At 45.1% G+C, this 14,539-nt stretch carries 17 protein-coding genes; 6 read left to right on the forward strand and 11 right to left on the reverse strand.

The window, feature by feature from the left end; genetic code table 11:
* Positions 1-66: 66 nt before the first annotated feature.
* From trmL to ACED28_RS07570, 4 genes are all read right to left on the reverse strand, one after another.
* On the reverse strand, positions 67-546 hold the full coding sequence (trmL, locus tag ACED28_RS07555; protein WP_371709579.1) for a tRNA (uridine(34)/cytosine(34)/5-carboxymethylaminomethyluridine(34)-2'-O)-methyltransferase TrmL: 480 nt from the start codon (positions 544-546) through the stop codon (positions 67-69).
* A 77-nt stretch (positions 547-623) separates the two neighbouring features.
* On the reverse strand, positions 624-1,241 hold the full coding sequence (locus ACED28_RS07560; protein ID WP_012604973.1) for a superoxide dismutase: 618 nt from the start codon (positions 1,239-1,241) through the stop codon (positions 624-626).
* Positions 1,242-1,317: 76 nt separating this feature from the next.
* The gene (gene cpxA, locus ACED28_RS07565) at positions 1,318-2,697 is read right to left on the reverse strand and encodes an envelope stress sensor histidine kinase CpxA (RefSeq protein ID WP_012604972.1); all 1,380 of its coding nucleotides are present in this window, start codon (positions 2,695-2,697) and stop codon (positions 1,318-1,320) included.
* Positions 2,697-3,386, reverse strand: coding sequence for a response regulator (locus ACED28_RS07570; protein ID WP_009844719.1), 690 nt, complete (start codon positions 3,384-3,386; stop codon positions 2,697-2,699). The genes cpxA and ACED28_RS07570 overlap by 1 nt, the downstream gene beginning before the upstream one ends.
* A gap of 179 nt (positions 3,387-3,565) precedes the next feature.
* Between ACED28_RS07570 and ACED28_RS07575 the strand changes: the two genes are divergently transcribed.
* From ACED28_RS07575 to pfkA, 3 genes are all read left to right on the forward strand, one after another.
* Positions 3,566-4,075, forward strand: coding sequence for a CpxP family protein (locus tag ACED28_RS07575; RefSeq protein WP_012604971.1), 510 nt, complete (start codon positions 3,566-3,568; stop codon positions 4,073-4,075).
* A 163-nt stretch (positions 4,076-4,238) separates the two neighbouring features.
* Entirely contained in the window at positions 4,239-5,147 is a 909-nt protein-coding gene (fieF, locus tag ACED28_RS07580; RefSeq protein ID WP_009848870.1) for a CDF family cation-efflux transporter FieF, read from the forward strand.
* Between the two features lie 316 nt (positions 5,148-5,463).
* Entirely contained in the window at positions 5,464-6,426 is a 963-nt protein-coding gene (gene pfkA, locus ACED28_RS07585) for a 6-phosphofructokinase (protein WP_009848871.1), read from the forward strand.
* A 150-nt stretch (positions 6,427-6,576) separates the two neighbouring features.
* Here the strand turns inward: pfkA and tpiA are convergent, their stop codons facing one another.
* Entirely contained in the window at positions 6,577-7,347 is a 771-nt protein-coding gene (gene tpiA, locus ACED28_RS07590; protein WP_012604968.1) for a triose-phosphate isomerase, read from the reverse strand.
* Positions 7,348-7,596: 249 nt separating this feature from the next.
* On the opposite strand from tpiA, the gene ACED28_RS07595 reads away from it, so the two are divergent.
* Positions 7,597-7,944 carry a 5-carboxymethyl-2-hydroxymuconate Delta-isomerase gene (locus ACED28_RS07595; RefSeq protein ID WP_004729703.1) on the forward strand — a complete coding sequence of 116 codons (348 nt, stop codon included), beginning with the start codon at positions 7,597-7,599 and terminating at the stop codon, positions 7,942-7,944.
* Positions 7,945-8,030: 86 nt separating this feature from the next.
* Positions 8,031-8,453 (forward strand): DUF805 domain-containing protein, encoded by a 423-nt coding sequence (locus ACED28_RS07600; RefSeq protein ID WP_371709580.1) that lies wholly within the window; start codon positions 8,031-8,033, stop codon positions 8,451-8,453.
* Positions 8,454-8,553: 100 nt separating this feature from the next.
* On the opposite strand, the gene ACED28_RS07605 is transcribed toward ACED28_RS07600, so the two are convergent.
* The 3 genes from ACED28_RS07605 to glpX all read right to left on the reverse strand — a co-directional run bounded on the left by ACED28_RS07605 (position 8,554) and on the right by glpX (position 10,852).
* Positions 8,554-8,901 (reverse strand): DUF3135 domain-containing protein, encoded by a 348-nt coding sequence (locus ACED28_RS07605; RefSeq protein WP_371709581.1) that lies wholly within the window; start codon positions 8,899-8,901, stop codon positions 8,554-8,556.
* 122 nt (positions 8,902-9,023) lie between these two features.
* The gene (locus ACED28_RS07610; RefSeq protein ID WP_371709582.1) at positions 9,024-9,644 is read right to left on the reverse strand and encodes a helix-turn-helix transcriptional regulator; all 621 of its coding nucleotides are present in this window, start codon (positions 9,642-9,644) and stop codon (positions 9,024-9,026) included.
* A gap of 200 nt (positions 9,645-9,844) precedes the next feature.
* A complete protein-coding gene (gene glpX, locus ACED28_RS07615; protein WP_371709583.1) occupies positions 9,845-10,852 on the reverse strand; it encodes a class II fructose-bisphosphatase in 1,008 nt (335 codons plus the stop codon).
* A gap of 324 nt (positions 10,853-11,176) precedes the next feature.
* Here glpX and zapB point away from each other — a divergent pair, with 324 nt between their 5' ends.
* On the forward strand, positions 11,177-11,419 hold the full coding sequence (gene zapB, locus ACED28_RS07620; protein ID WP_009848877.1) for a cell division protein ZapB: 243 nt from the start codon (positions 11,177-11,179) through the stop codon (positions 11,417-11,419).
* Positions 11,420-11,527: 108 nt separating this feature from the next.
* Here zapB and rraA read toward each other — a convergent pair whose 3' ends face one another.
* The 3 genes from rraA to hslU all read right to left on the reverse strand — a co-directional run bounded on the left by rraA (position 11,528) and on the right by hslU (position 14,533).
* A complete protein-coding gene (rraA, locus tag ACED28_RS07625) occupies positions 11,528-12,046 on the reverse strand; it encodes a ribonuclease E activity regulator RraA (RefSeq protein WP_009848878.1) in 519 nt (172 codons plus the stop codon).
* Positions 12,047-12,119: 73 nt separating this feature from the next.
* Complete coding sequence (locus ACED28_RS07630) at positions 12,120-13,037, reverse strand: 1,4-dihydroxy-2-naphthoate polyprenyltransferase (RefSeq protein ID WP_009848879.1); 918 nt, start codon at positions 13,035-13,037, stop codon at positions 12,120-12,122.
* 155 nt (positions 13,038-13,192) lie between these two features.
* Entirely contained in the window at positions 13,193-14,533 is a 1,341-nt protein-coding gene (gene hslU / locus ACED28_RS07635) for an HslU--HslV peptidase ATPase subunit (RefSeq protein ID WP_371709584.1), read from the reverse strand.
* Positions 14,534-14,539: the final 6 nt, after the last annotated feature.

The following is a 14,539-nucleotide window of genomic DNA, read 5'->3' on the forward strand; positions in this document are numbered from 1 at the left end:
TATCCTTCGCAAGAAAGTGATAATGGTAAGAGCCTTTTTTATTGCTAGCAGGGGGTGAGCGTTCGGTTATACCGCGCCTTCAAAGCCCATTTGTCGCCACGCTTCGAATGCAATAATAGCAACCGCGTTAGATAGGTTGAGGCTACGCGCATCTGGCATCATTGGAATACGAATGCGTTGTTCCATTGGCATGCTTTCGATGAACTCTGCAGGCAGGCCACGTGTCTCAGGGCCAAACATCAACACATCACCTTGTTGGAATTTCGCATCCACGTGGTGACCTGTGGTCTTTGTCGTGCAAGCAAAGATGCGGAAGTCACCCTCGCGTTCATTCTCTAGATACTCAAGAAAGGCTTCTAGGTTCTTGTGACGCTTAACACGCGCTAGGTCGTGGTAATCCAAGCCAGCACGACGAACTTTCTTCTCTTCAAAATTAAAGCCAAGCGGCTCAATCAGGTGCAGGTTTGCGCCGCAGTTAGCACATAGGCGGATGATGTTACCCGTATTGGGCGCAATTTCAGGTTCGTATAGAGCGATATCAAACATGTTGGTTCACAAGAATAATCAAAGATAGCCAGAGTATACGGTGGCAAGCTGAGTGAGTACAGTTCACCACCATTGGCTTACGCTTTATTCGCGAGTGCTTGTGCGTAGTTTTCAGAAACCGCATTCCAATTCACCACGTTCCACCATGCATTGATGTAATCAGGGCGACGGTTTTGGTAGCTGATGTAGTAGGCGTGTTCCCAGACATCCAGTGCAAGAATCGGCTCACCGTTGCTGGCGATGGTATCCATCCACGGGTTGTCTTGGTTTGAGGTCGAGATGATTTTCAGTTGTCCTTCTTCTACTACCAACCAAGCAAAGCCTGAACCGAAGGTATTGATTGCCGCTTGAGCGAACTGATCTTGGAATGTCTCGAAATCTCCGAAAGTACTTTGGATCGCGTCGCCAAGTTTACCTGCCGGTTCACCCCCGCCATCTTGAGCCATGCAGTTCCAATATAAAATATGGTTGTAGTAACCGCCGCCATTGTTGCGAACGGCAGGGCTGTGCTGAGAGATGTTAGCGAAGATCTCGGTCAGAGATTGCTGCTCAAGTTCACTGCCAGAAATCGCCGCAACAAACTTATCGTAGTAGGTTCTATGGTGCTTGCTGTAATGCACTTCCATCGTCTTAGCGTCAATGTAAGGTTCTAGGGCGTCGTAGGCGTAGGGTAGAGCAGGAAAAGAGTGTGACATGGTAAATCCTCCTTAATTAGAGGACTTACCATAATGATAATGGAAATCATTATCAACTGTGATCTTTGTAGGGGTATTACACTGGCAGGATAGGCAGGGTGATTTTGAGTTGTAATCCACCGAGCTGGCTACGGCTTGCAGTGATGGTTCCGCTGTGTTGACGAATCGCACTCTCTGTAATGGTGAGGCCAAGCCCTGTGCCGCCAGAGTTACGATCTCGCGCCGTTGAAACTCGGTAGAAAGGTCTAAAGATAGAATCCAGTTCGTCATCAGGCACACCATCGCCATTATCATTGACGCAAATCGTCAGCCGATCTTGGACAACATCGAATTGCACATCGACTTGGTCTTTACCGTAGTAGATAGCATTGCGCGTAATATTGTCCAAGGCACTCATCAGTAGCTTAGGGTTACCCGAAATAGAACGGTCTGGGATCTCTGAAAACGTCAGTAATTTACCCATCTGTTCAGCTTCAAATTCTGCATCTTTTAAAATCTCTTCCCATAAGCTCGAAATAGGCTGAACCTCACGAGTAATATGGCTGTCGACCTGCATGCGTGATAGCGTCAGTAGCTCACTGATCATTTGCTCTAATCGCTGAGCCTCCATATCAATACGTTCTAACTCTTGGCTCTCACCCTGTTTACGAATCGCAAGAGCATTGGCCATGCGAAGGCGGGTCAATGGTGATCGTAGCTCGTGTGAGATATCTGAAAGTAGGCGTTGTTGCCCCGAAATCATCTGATTAACCGCTTCGACCATCTGGTTAAAGCTCTCACCCGCTTGTCTGAATTCTGAGGTGCCTTTTTCGAGTGTGGGATCGACCTCAAACTGACCTTTCGCCACACGTTGTGCTGCGCGTTCAAGCCTACGAGCAGGTTGGCTCAATGCCCAAGCTAACCATAATAGCAGTGGGGTACTTGCTAGCATTACCGCAAGCAATAACTGTAAAGGTCTATCAAACAAGCGCAGCAAAAATGGAGGAGGTTGGTTCCATTTTACTCCGGCATACATCAGTAATTCTTCTCCAGCGAGTGTGATAGGGACTGGCCCTGCTACCATGTAATGTCCGTATAACTTTTGCTTGGGTAATTCAGGGTTATCTATCGAGGTAACAAAATTACGAATCGCTTTAAGTTTGTAATTTGAGTGTCTTTTCGATGTAAGGACCGCGCCTTCAAGGTCGGTTAGGTAAATACGAGCACGAGAATCCTTGCGGCTACGCGGTGCCTCAAGTTGGAACACTATTTTTCCCAGGTTAGATTCTTTGGCGTAGCGCTTTTCTGTGAATTTAGCGATACGTTCGAGTTTATCGAGATGATCGGCAGGCACATCGCGCGCCACTCGCGGGTCTAAATGGGGAAGTGACAGTACCGACAAAAGCACCAGTAACATGGTGAACCAAAAGATAGCAAAGATACGTCCATATAAGCTGGTGATTTTAGGTATACGCATTAATCTTCCTCTACCAATAAGTAGCCACGGCCTCGTAAGGTTTTGATGCGAGATTTACCGTCACTGCGTTCTGGGATTTTTTTACGTAGGTTGGATATGTGCATGTCTATCGCACGGTCAAATGCTGCAAGCCTTTTGCCCAGCACATCCAAACTCAACGCTTCCTTGGTGATCACTTGCCCTGGGTTCTGGATTAGGTGACTCAGCAAAGCGAACTCGGTGGTGGTAAGATCGATAAGCTGGCCATTACAATAAGCTTCTTGCTTGCCGGGGAACACTTCAATGTCTTGATATTGAATCTTATCACTGGCTGCTTTAGGAGCGGTGTTGATCTGCGTTCTACGTAAGATGGCACGAATACGAGCGAGCAGCTCTCGGTCACTGAAAGGCTTTGGCAAGTAATCATCTGCGCCAAGCTCAAGGCCAATAACACGGTCGATCTCTTCACCTTTTGCGGTCAGCATCAGTACTGGCGTTTCCCAATTTTCTCTTAGTTTCTTTAGTGTTTCCATACCGTTAAGACGGGGCATCATCACGTCCAAAAGAATCAAATCTATCTCATCATTGATAGCTTCCAACCCCGCATAGCCGTCATTGGCTTCGGAAACAGTGAATCCCTCAAAGCTCAGTATGTCTTTAAGTAAGCCGGTTAGCTCGGTGTCGTCATCAATAAGAAGAATGTTCGCCATTGGGAAGCCTTAATCAGTTGTTTATAGGTTAATAATACTGCTAATTATTCGTCAACTTTCACTCTTTACGATTCTTTACGCTTTCTAAACGTCGCTTTACGAGGGAAAGACTAATCTATATCTAAGCGCTGAAAACAAACGCAACACATGACTGATTATACCGAATTGAGGCAAAAATTATGAAAATGACTAAGAAACTTGTACTAGTAGCTGCGGCACTTCCACTTATGTTAGGTACAGCAAGCGCGTTCGCATATGGCGGTGGCGATAAAGGTGACCACAAAGGTATGCACGGCAAGTGTGGCGGCTTTGACAAAAAAGTGATGCGTCAACTGGATCTGACGGATGCTCAAAAAGCAGAACTAAAAGAGATGCGTGAAGCGAACCGTGCTGAAATGAAAGCAAAACATTCAGGTAATAAAGCGGACAAGATGGCGCAGATGAAAGCGCACCACGAGAAAGTTCAAGATTTAGTTCTAGCCGATACCTTTGATGAAGCGGCGGCAAACGACCTAGCAAGCCAAATGGTAGAGAAGCAAACAGAGCGTCGTTTAACCATGCTGAAGAAGCAACATCAAATGATGAGCGTACTAACACCTGAACAGAAGACTCAACTGAAAGAAATCCAGCAAGATCGCATGGCTAAATGTGCGGACAAAATGGAAAAACGCATGAACAAAGATAAGTAATTCATGGTTTGAAAAAACTGGATTGATTGAAAGTGTTTAGAAAGAAGCGGCCTAGTGCCGCTTTTTTTGATCTTTAAAATGAATGTATTAGATCCTAGCTGTCATATTCAATCGGTGTTTTGCGGGTTATACTTTGTGCTATCAGTCACTTTATAGCCAATTTATGAAACAAGAATACGCACGTTTAGTTACGCTCGCCGCTTGGGCTGCCACCATCATTGCCTCCATATTATTGGTTGTGAAGGTTGCAGCGTGGTGGGTGACAGGCTCAGTCAGTTTATTAGCTTCTGTCGTTGACTCACTGTTGGATATCGCCGCTTCTGTCGTTAACCTTGTGGTGGTTCGTTACTCTCTGCAGCCAGCTGATAAAGAACATACCTTTGGTCATGGCAAGGCCGAATCTCTTGCTGCATTAGCACAAGCGATGTTTATTTCTGGTTCAGCTTGTTTCCTTATTCTTAACGGTATTGAACGTTTCTTCCGACCGCATGAGCTGAACTCTCCTGAAATTGGTATTTATGTCAGCTTGTTCGCAATGGTCATGACCTTCGGTTTGGTTCGATTCCAAAAGCATGTTGTGAGCAAAACGGGTAGCCAAGCAATTGCGGCTGACTCACTGCATTATCAATCTGACCTCTATATGAATGCTGCGATTATGCTGGCGCTAGCACTGAGCTGGTTTGGTATCGGTCAAGCAGACTCGGTATTCGCGATTGGTATCGGCATCTACATTCTTTACAGTGCTTACCAAATGGCGATGGAAGCGGTGCAATCTCTACTTGATCACAAGCTACCCGATGAAGAGCTCAAGCAAATTAAAGAGGCATCGTTGAGTGTGGAAGGGGTACTGGGTGTACATCAACTAAGAACGCGCCGTTCTGGGCCTGTTCGTTTCATTCAATTGCATTTAGAACTCGAAGATAATATCCCACTGATTGAAGCACACCGCATTTCTGACGAAGTAGAGGACAAGCTTATTTCAGTGTTCCCTGATGCTGATGTATTAATTCATCAAGATCCATATTCGGTCGTATTTGGCCCAGAGAAGCAGCAGAAATTTCACTCATGGTAATGCGTCTAAAAATTAGGCAGCAAATGGCAAGTGAATGGCTTTTGAACTAAAGTGAGTAAAAATTGCTAACTCAAAGGTGATTCAAAAATCACCTTAGTAACAATTAATGTTGATTCTGATGTGAATCAACAAAGTTATTGAGTAAAACTGTAATACTCTTACAGAAGTAGAAATGTTACATAATTTTACGTGATTTAAGTGCTATTCCTGTTGAGGAAATGTAACATAACGTACAAATATAGATTTAAAATCTTGTTGATATACAATCAGCAAGAACAAGAATTGAATAATAGATTCCCAAAAATCGAGGGTGAGCATGATTAAGAAGATCGGTGTTTTGACCAGTGGTGGTGACGCTCCAGGCATGAACGCAGCAGTTCGCGGTGTAGTTCGTACTGCGCTATCAGTTGGCATTGAAGTTTACGGCATTTACGACGGCTACCAAGGCCTTGTGGAAGACCGTATCGAAAAGCTTGACCGTTCAAGCGTATCTGACGTGATCAACCGTGGTGGTACTTTCTTAGGTTCTGCACGTTTCCCTGAGTTCAAAGACGTGGCTGTTCGTGAGAAAGGCATCGAGAACCTTAAGAAGCACGGTATCGAAGCACTTGTTGTTATCGGTGGTGACGGTTCTTACATGGGTGCTAAGAAACTGACTGAGATGGGTTACCCATGTATCGGTCTTCCAGGCACAATCGATAATGATATCGCGGGTACTGATTACACTATCGGTTACCTAACTGCGCTTAACACTGTTATCGATTCAATCGACCGTCTACGTGATACGTCTTCTTCTCACCAACGTATTTCTATTGTTGAAATCATGGGCCGTCACTGTGGTGACCTTACGCTTATGTCAGCAATCGCGGGTGGTTGTGAGTACATCATTACACCTGAGACTGGCCTAGATAAAGATCAGCTAATCAGCAATATTCAAGATGGTATTGCGAAAGGCAAGAAGCACGCAATTATCGCTCTAACTGAGCTAATGATGGACGCGAACGAATTGGCTAAAGAGATTGAAACGGCAACAGGTCGTGAGACTCGCGCAACCGTTCTTGGTCACATTCAACGTGGTGGTCGTCCTACTGCATTTGACCGTGTTTTAGCTTCTCGTATGGGCAACTACGCCGTTCACCTTCTTCAAGAAGGTCAAGGTGGTCGTTGTGTTGGTATCGAGAAAGAAGCTCTTGTTCACCACGATATCATCGACTGTATCGAGAACATGCAGAACCCAGACCGTTCTGAGTTGTTCCGCGTTGCAGAAGAGTTATTCTAAGCCAAGCTTAGCGTTCGCTTAAAAAATATTAAAAACCGCTGATTGTTCAGCGGTTTTTTTGTGCCTGTCGTTTGAGTTTTCACAAACGGCAGGCACAAAAAAGGCCAACCTAAGTTGACCTTTCATCTAATCTAAACGGTGAAGTTTAAATTAAGCTTTTGCTTCAGCTGCTGCTTTAGCGATAGCTGCGAAGCTTTTCGCGTCAAGTGCTGCGCCGCCAACTAGAGCACCGTCGATGTCTGGTTGTGCGAAGTAAGCTGCTGCGTTTTCTGGCTTAACAGAACCGCCGTATTGGATAACAACTTTCTTAGCAACGTCTTCAGATTTCTCTGCGATGTGTGCACGGATTTGAGCGTGGATGCGCTGTGCATCTTCAGCTGTAGCTGCTTTACCAGTACCGATAGCCCAGATTGGTTCGTAAGCGATGATAGCGCCTTCAAGAGCTTCAACACCTTGAGTGTTGATAACAGCGTCAAGTTGACGAGCACATACAGCAACAGTTTCGCCTGCTTCGTTTTGTGCTTCAGATTCACCGATACAAAGAACTGGAGTTAGGCCGTTCTCTTTTAGGAATGCGAATTTCTTAGCAACGAATTCGTCAGACTCAGCGTGGTATTCACGACGCTCAGAGTGACCGATGATGATGTGAGATGCGCCGAACTCTTTAAGCATTGCTGGAGACATGTCGCCAGTGAATGCACCGCTGTTGTTTAGGTCAGAGTTTTGAGCACCTAGGATGATAGCGCTGCCCGCTTCAGTAAGCGTACGCTCAGCAAGATCAACGAAAAGTGCTGGTGGAGCAACTGCTACGTCTACGCCTGTTACGCCTTCAAGTTCAGCGTTAAGACCGTTTAGTAGATCAACAACCATTTCTTTGCTGCCGTTTAGTTTCCAGTTACCCATAACTACAGGATGACGCATAGGAATATCTCCAAAGTATTTAAATAAATCGAATGTAAAAAAGTAAACTTTATTACGAAATAATATAACAGAATAATATCAACAGATCATGACTGTGGTCATGACTTTCTTGGATCTTACTCAATGGTCAGAGTAGATTTTGAGCAAATATCAGTGATCCGGCAGACAGAATAATAGCTAACTTCTCGGATTTTTCATCGTTAGTTGCTATTAAGGGACAAACGATTGCGTTAACAATAGGAAGTAATAATGCCGAATCTAGTTCTAGAGTACTCAAATTCAGTGGATGAGCGAGTGAATATCCAAGGTTTACTGGAAGACCTTCATCAAGTTACATTAAACTGTGGTTTGTTTGATGTACCTTCTGTGAAGTCTCGTTCACTACGCTGTCATAACTGGTTGGTCGGTGATGAAGAGGACAATGTAGATTTTGTTCATATTAGCTTCGAGTTACTTTCTGGACGTACTGAAGAACAGAAAAGAGAATTGTCGCGTTTGTTAATGCAAACCTTACAAGAACAGGCAAGCCATATCCGTAGCCTAACGGTCAACATACGGGATATGGATAAAAGTTGCTTTCAGAAAGTGATTAACTAGCTAAAAATAATCAACTAACTAAAAGTGATTCACTAACTATTTGCTGCTAACTTTTTGGTAGCGTATTAATTTTTGAGTGTTTTAAGATGTCGATGAAAGATTTACTGCTCTCTTTCAAAGGGAGAATTGGTCGTAAGACTTACTGGATTTGGAATATTTTCTACTACATAGCGATCACTGGTTTTGCTTCTGGTATCTCGGTGTTGTTCCCTGCTTACTCTTACATCCTACTGCCAGTATTCCTATTGCTGCTAGTGATCCCAGATCTTGCGGTCACCGCTAAGCGCTGGCACGACCGCAATAAGTCGAATTACTGGTTACTACTAAATGTGCCCCTAGTACTGGGTCGTTTGGCTTCGCCAATGGCAGCGACTACCACTGAGCCGGTATCGTCAATCCATATGGTTGCGACCGTTGCAGCGTTAGTGTGTGGCTTATGGATTCTGATTGAGTGTGGTTTGTTGAAAGGCACAGAAGGCCGTAATGATTACGGTGAAGATCCCGTTTAAAGGTTGAATGATTGATAAGTAAGAAGGGAGCCTTGTGCTCCCTTTTTCTTTTTAATACTTTTCTACTTTTCTACTTTTCTACTTTTCTACTTTTCTACTTTTAGTACATTTTGGGTTCTGTATTCGGCCTGAAAGGCACGACATTTTCAGGTTTAGGTTCTTCAAAACTACAGCGACCTTCGAGTGCATCTTGGAATTTACAGACCTGACAACGAAGCTCCTGCATGAGCACGACATTAACATGATGTGGATTTTTACAGCGACCGACCACCAAATCGATGTGACTTTGCTGCGCACGAAGTCGGTCTTGCATCACGTCTGAAGCCGAACAAATCATCTGTTCGCACATCTCGTGTTTGAATTGATTGAATGCTTTCGGGTCGCTTTTCGCGAGTTGGACAAGTTCATCAAAGGGTGGCAGTTTTTGAGCGGGTTTTGGATGCGCCATCATTCCTTCCTTAGCATTAAGCGTGTTTCATATGCTCTAAGCTTAAGAAAGAAAACTGTACAAATTTTAATCTATTTGTGTTTTCTCAATATTGAGACGGTATTAGCCGATTACCTTTGCAATCAAAGGGCGGGTGTTAAGGTGTAAGTGCAGCGTCGTTCGCCAGCAATGATGTGCTCTGTACGGCTCACGTGGCACTCATCTTTTAGTAATTCAGTAAACACGTTGAGCTCAGATTGGCATAGGCTAGGGCAACGAGTTGCTGCTTTGCAGATGGGGCAGTGGTTCTCAATTAAGATGTAGTGCTCATCATGCTCTTGAAGTTCAGCCATGTAGCCTTCTTCTTCGCGAAGCTGTGTGAGTTTTTTAAGCTTGCTGATGAGTGAATCACAGCCAGACAGTGCAGATTGATACTGCTTCAGAGTGTGTTGTTCTCGCTCGGCAGCAACCTTAGCCAACCCCTCTTTACCGAATAGATTTTCTACGGCATCAATTACTTGAATAGTGAGTTCACCGTGTCGGTCTGAAAATTGGCTATGGCCTTGTTGAGTCAGGGACCAGTGGCGAGTCGGGCGACCCACTTTCACTTTCACATCATGAAACGCAAGAATACCGTCATCTTCCAGACTTTGCAGATGTTGCCTTGCACCCATTGTCGTCATGCCAAACTCTTCTGACAGTTGTTTCGCGGTTACCGCGCCTTGACGCTTAATGGTCTGTAAGATTTTGTCGCTTGTTTTCATACTATCCCTACCTCATCAACCTCACTATTATGAGGCAAGGTGTTTATAAAGCAAACCATTTACTATATTGATGGGGATTTACTATATAGACAGCGTTTTACTCTAGCGACAGCAAATGGTGAGATTCTGGTGCACTAATAAAACAAAAGGCTGATACTTGGTATCAGCCTTGGAACATTTCTGTTAGAGCTAGTTTAGGTCTACAGGATGTGACCGATTACTTCTGGGTCTTTACGCTCTAGGTAGTGGATAGATTTGATGCGGCGAATCGTACGACAGCGACCACGGATAAGCAGAGTTTCTGTGGTTGCGATATTGCCTGTGCGAGTGATGCCCTCTAGAAGATCACCCTTAGTAATACCTGTTGCCGAGAATACAACATTATCGCTGCGTGCCATGTCTTCCATTTTCAAGACGATGCCTGCCGTTACGCCCATTTCTGCACAACGCTCTAGTTCAAGCTCACCGTGCTTGCGGTTCTCTTCTGTATCGCCTTTTACTTCATGACGAGGAAGCAGACGTGCGTGCATGTCGCCGTCGAGTGCGCGAATAACAGCAGCCGAAACGACACCTTCAGGCGCGCCGCCGATGCAGTACATTACGTCTACTTCGCTGTCTGGCATACACGTTAGGATAGAAGCAGCAACATCACCATCTGGCACTGCGAATACACGAACGCCCATCGCCTGCATGTCAGCAATCACTTGATCATGACGTGGTTTAGCAAGAGTGGTTACTACTAGTGTATCGAGTGTTTTACCTAGTGCTTTCGCAATGTTGTCTAGGTTTTCTGTCAGTGGCAGTTCTAGGTCAATCACGCCTTTTGCGCCAGGGCCAACAACCAATTTTTCCATGTACATGTCAGGCGCTTTAAGGAAGCTGCCTTTTTCGCCTGCAGCCAATACCGCCAATGCATTTGATTGACCCATAGCTGTCATGCGTGTCCCTTCAATTGGGTCTACGGCGATATCGACTGCATCGCCGCCCACACCGACGTTTTCACCGATATATAGCATAGGTGCATCATCGATTTCACCTTCGCCGATAACAATCTCACCGCTAATTTCGGTTTTGTTTAGTAGGCTACGCATTACTTCTACAGCAGCGCCATCTGCAGCGTTTTTATCGCCACGACCAAGCCACTTGTAACCAGCTAGTGCTGCACCTTCTGTGACACGAGAGAATGACATTGCTAAATCGCGTTTCATGCGGACTCCAAAATTATCAAAGGGGGAATAGAAATTTCGCGGCGAATTTTACCATATCCCAAAGGAAACGTTTGCTTTTTTGTTTTTTGGAGATTGCTCTCGATCAATTCGCAGTGGAAAACAGTTATTATTCATCAAAATAATCGGTTTGCCCTTGTGGCGGTAATCACTCACGTCAATATTCGGTAAAAAGCGCTGTTTTTTTCATCGAATGGCGCAAAATATCGAATATATTGAGTGTTTATCCTTGCTCTGCTGAGTAGAATGGGGAAATAAGTGGAGTGAACCTTCACCATCAAATGGATAACTTAAAGGTAGGCCAGAATGTCTTTTGAAGTACTAGAGCAGCTAGAAGCAAAAATTCAAACAGCAGTAGATACAATTGCACTTCTTCAAATGGAAGTGGAAGAGCTTAAAGAAGAGAAACAAGCACTAGCAACAGAAGCTGGTGAGCTTAAAGCAAGCCGTCACGAGCTAGAGCAAAAAACTCAGCAAATGCAGGAAGAGCATTCAGCATGGCAAGATCGCATCCGTAACCTTCTTGGTAAAATGGATGACGTAGAGTAATCGACTCTTCAGATTTAAAAAACGCCCGCTACTGAGTAGCGGGCGTTTTCGTTTGTATTCTTATGCTTTGTGTTCTATGGCTTGTTTTATTATTTGAAGCTGAGTGAGTTACTCGGCCTCTTCTTCTTCAACATCCAGATCGAGTTCTACATCCAAAGGCTCTGCCGAAAGAATAATGCCAGTGTTGTCTGCATAGAGGTAATCTTCCGGTAAGAAGGTCACGCTGCCAAAGTTCACAGGTACATCCAATTCGCCGACACCTTCTTGGCTTGCACCCACAGGAATAGAGGCTAAAGCCTGAATACCAAGATTCATGTCTTCTAGCTCATCGACTTCGCGTACGCAGCCGTAAACCACAATACCTTCCCACTCATTGTCTTCAGCAAGTAGGGCAATCTCAGCATCGATCAGCGCTTTACGCAGTGAGCCGCCACCATCGATTAACAACACACGTCCCAAACCATCTTGTTCTAATACGGAGCGAATTAAAGCATTGTCTTCAAAACACTTTAATGTCGTGATCTGTCCTGCGAAGGATGCACGTCCACCGAAGTTGCTGAACATTGGCTCCACGACATCAACTTGATCCAAATATATGTCGCACAGTGCTGAAGTGTTGTATTCCATTAGTATACCTTTTGAACAATGAGCTTACTTTGAGTATATCGGTGCTTGATCCCTTTGCAATGATTAGTCTCATTTAACTCAATAGAGTTTGAGCTACGACAACCCCTGCAAACAATAGGTTAGTGACCAGTGAACATTTCACTATCACGGGCATCATTGGTGCAATCTGTGCTGGCTTTTCGGTTTCCCAAACGGCCTTACCGTGCTTATAAACAATAATAATGCTCAGTAAAAACGGCAGGCTGATCCAGACCGGTTTTTCTTGAATCAGTAGGTAGATAGCGAAAGAGGCAAGGGCGAGCCCAAGCAGTGCAAAATGATAGTGTTTGGCTTTGCGCTGCCCTAGGCGAACAGCCATGGTGCGTTTGCCACATTCGCTGTCGTTTTCAATATCACGCATGTTGTTGATATTGAGCACCGCAACCGCCATCAAGCCGCAGCCCAATGCCGGAAGGAATAGGCTTGGTTCAACATGGCCAGTGTGTAAGAAATAAGTCCCTGAAACGCCTAACAAACCGAAGAAGATAAACACCGATAAGTCGCCAAGGCCAATATAACCATAAGGTTTATTGCCGACGGTGTAAGCGATGGCTGCAACAATGGCTAATACGCCCAACGCAATGAAAGATAAGATACTCTCAATCGAGGTTAAGGCATGAAAGATAAGAATCAGCCCAGCGAGCATGGTAAATACGATGTTGAGGATGATCGCTTGCTTCATGGTTTTCGCGGTCACCGCGCCAGATTGCATTGCACGTGTTGGCCCTAGACGGTTTTCGTTGTCTGTGCCTTTTACCGCGTCGCCATAGTCATTGGCTAAGTTCGACAGAATCTGTAATAGAGTGGCGGTTAAAAAAGCCAATAGTGCGATTGATAAAGAAAAATGACCACCAGCGAACGCTAAACTACTTCCTGTAAGAATAGAGACAAGTGCGAGAGGCAGAGTTTTTGGGCGTGCGGCATCAAGCCAAATCAGTAGAGATTGTTTCATCGTAGGTCTAATTCTTTGTAAGTCTTCGTTTCATACTGTGATTTGAGTATACGCCCATTTTTCGGGTAATAAAAAGCCCACTCGAAAGTGGGCCTTGAATTCGCTTATTAGCTGCTATTTCTTTGAGATAGAGCAATAAGTTGGAGTTTGGTGTGCTACAGGATGAAGCGGCTTAGGTCTTCGTCTTCTACGAGCTCGCCAAGCTTAGATATTACATAAGCTTCATCAATCACCAATTTGCTGCCTGCTCGGTCTGTTGCGTCGAATGAAATCTCATCCATTAGGCGTTCCATGACTGTGTGCAGACGACGCGCACCGATGTTTTCTGTGGTTTCGTTCACACGCCATGCTGCATCAGCAATTTGGTTGATGCCATCTTCAGTGAACTCAATGCCGACATCTTCTGTTTTCATCAGGGCAATGTACTGCTCTGTCAGTGATGCCTTTGGCTCAGTAAGAATACGTTTGAAATCATGTGCTGATAGTGCTTCAAGTTCAACACGGATTGGCAGGCGACCTTGCAGTTCAGGGATTAGGTCTGATGGCTTAGCCACTTGGAATGCACCTGAAGTGATAAACAAGATGTGGTCAGTTTTAACCATACCGTGCTTAGTTGATACTGTGCTGCCTTCGATAAGAGGGAGCAGGTCACGTTGAACACCTTCACGAGATACGTCTGGGCCAGAGCTGTCGCCACGCTTACAGATTTTGTCGATCTCATCGATGAATACGATGCCGTTGTTTTCAGCGTTGAAGATCGCGCTCTCTTTTAGCTCTTCCTGGTTCACAAGCTTCGCAGCTTCTTCTTCTGTTAGTGCTTTGAATGCGTCTTTGATTTTCATCTTACGCTTTTTCTTGGTGTCGCCAGCGAGATTTTGGAACATGTCTTGTAGCTGGTTAGTCATCTCTTCCATGCCTGGAGGTGACATGATTTCAACACCCATTTGTGGCGCCGCTACATCAACTTCAATCTCTTTGTCGTCTAGCTTACCTTCACGCAGTTTCTTGCGGAAAATCTGGCGAGTGTTTGAAGAGGTTGTGTCTTCAGTTGATTGCTCGTTCTGACCCCAAGCATCACGCGCTGGTGGTAGAAGGGCATCAAGAATACGTTCTTCAGCTTGTTCTTCAGCGCGGTATTGTACTTTTTCCATCGCTTGTTGATGTGTCATCTTAATCGCAACGTCCGTTAGATCACGGATGATGGTTTCAACTTCTTTACCTACGTAGCCCACTTCAGTGAACTTAGTCGCTTCTACCTTGATGAAAGGCGCGTTTGCTAGTTTCGCAAGACGGCGAGCAATTTCAGTTTTACCGACACCGGTTGGGCCGATCATCAGGATGTTTTTTGGTGATACTTCAACACGCAGACTTTCTTCAAGCTGCATACGACGCCAGCGGTTACGCAGAGCGATAGCCACTGAGCGCTTAGCGTTGTCTTGGCCGATAATGTGGCGATTGAGTTCGTGAACAATTTCGCGAGGAGTCATCTCAGACATGGTTTT

Source organism: Vibrio sp. 1F253, assembly GCF_041439295.1.
GTDB classification, from domain to species: domain Bacteria; phylum Pseudomonadota; class Gammaproteobacteria; order Enterobacterales; family Vibrionaceae; genus Vibrio; species Vibrio tasmaniensis_A.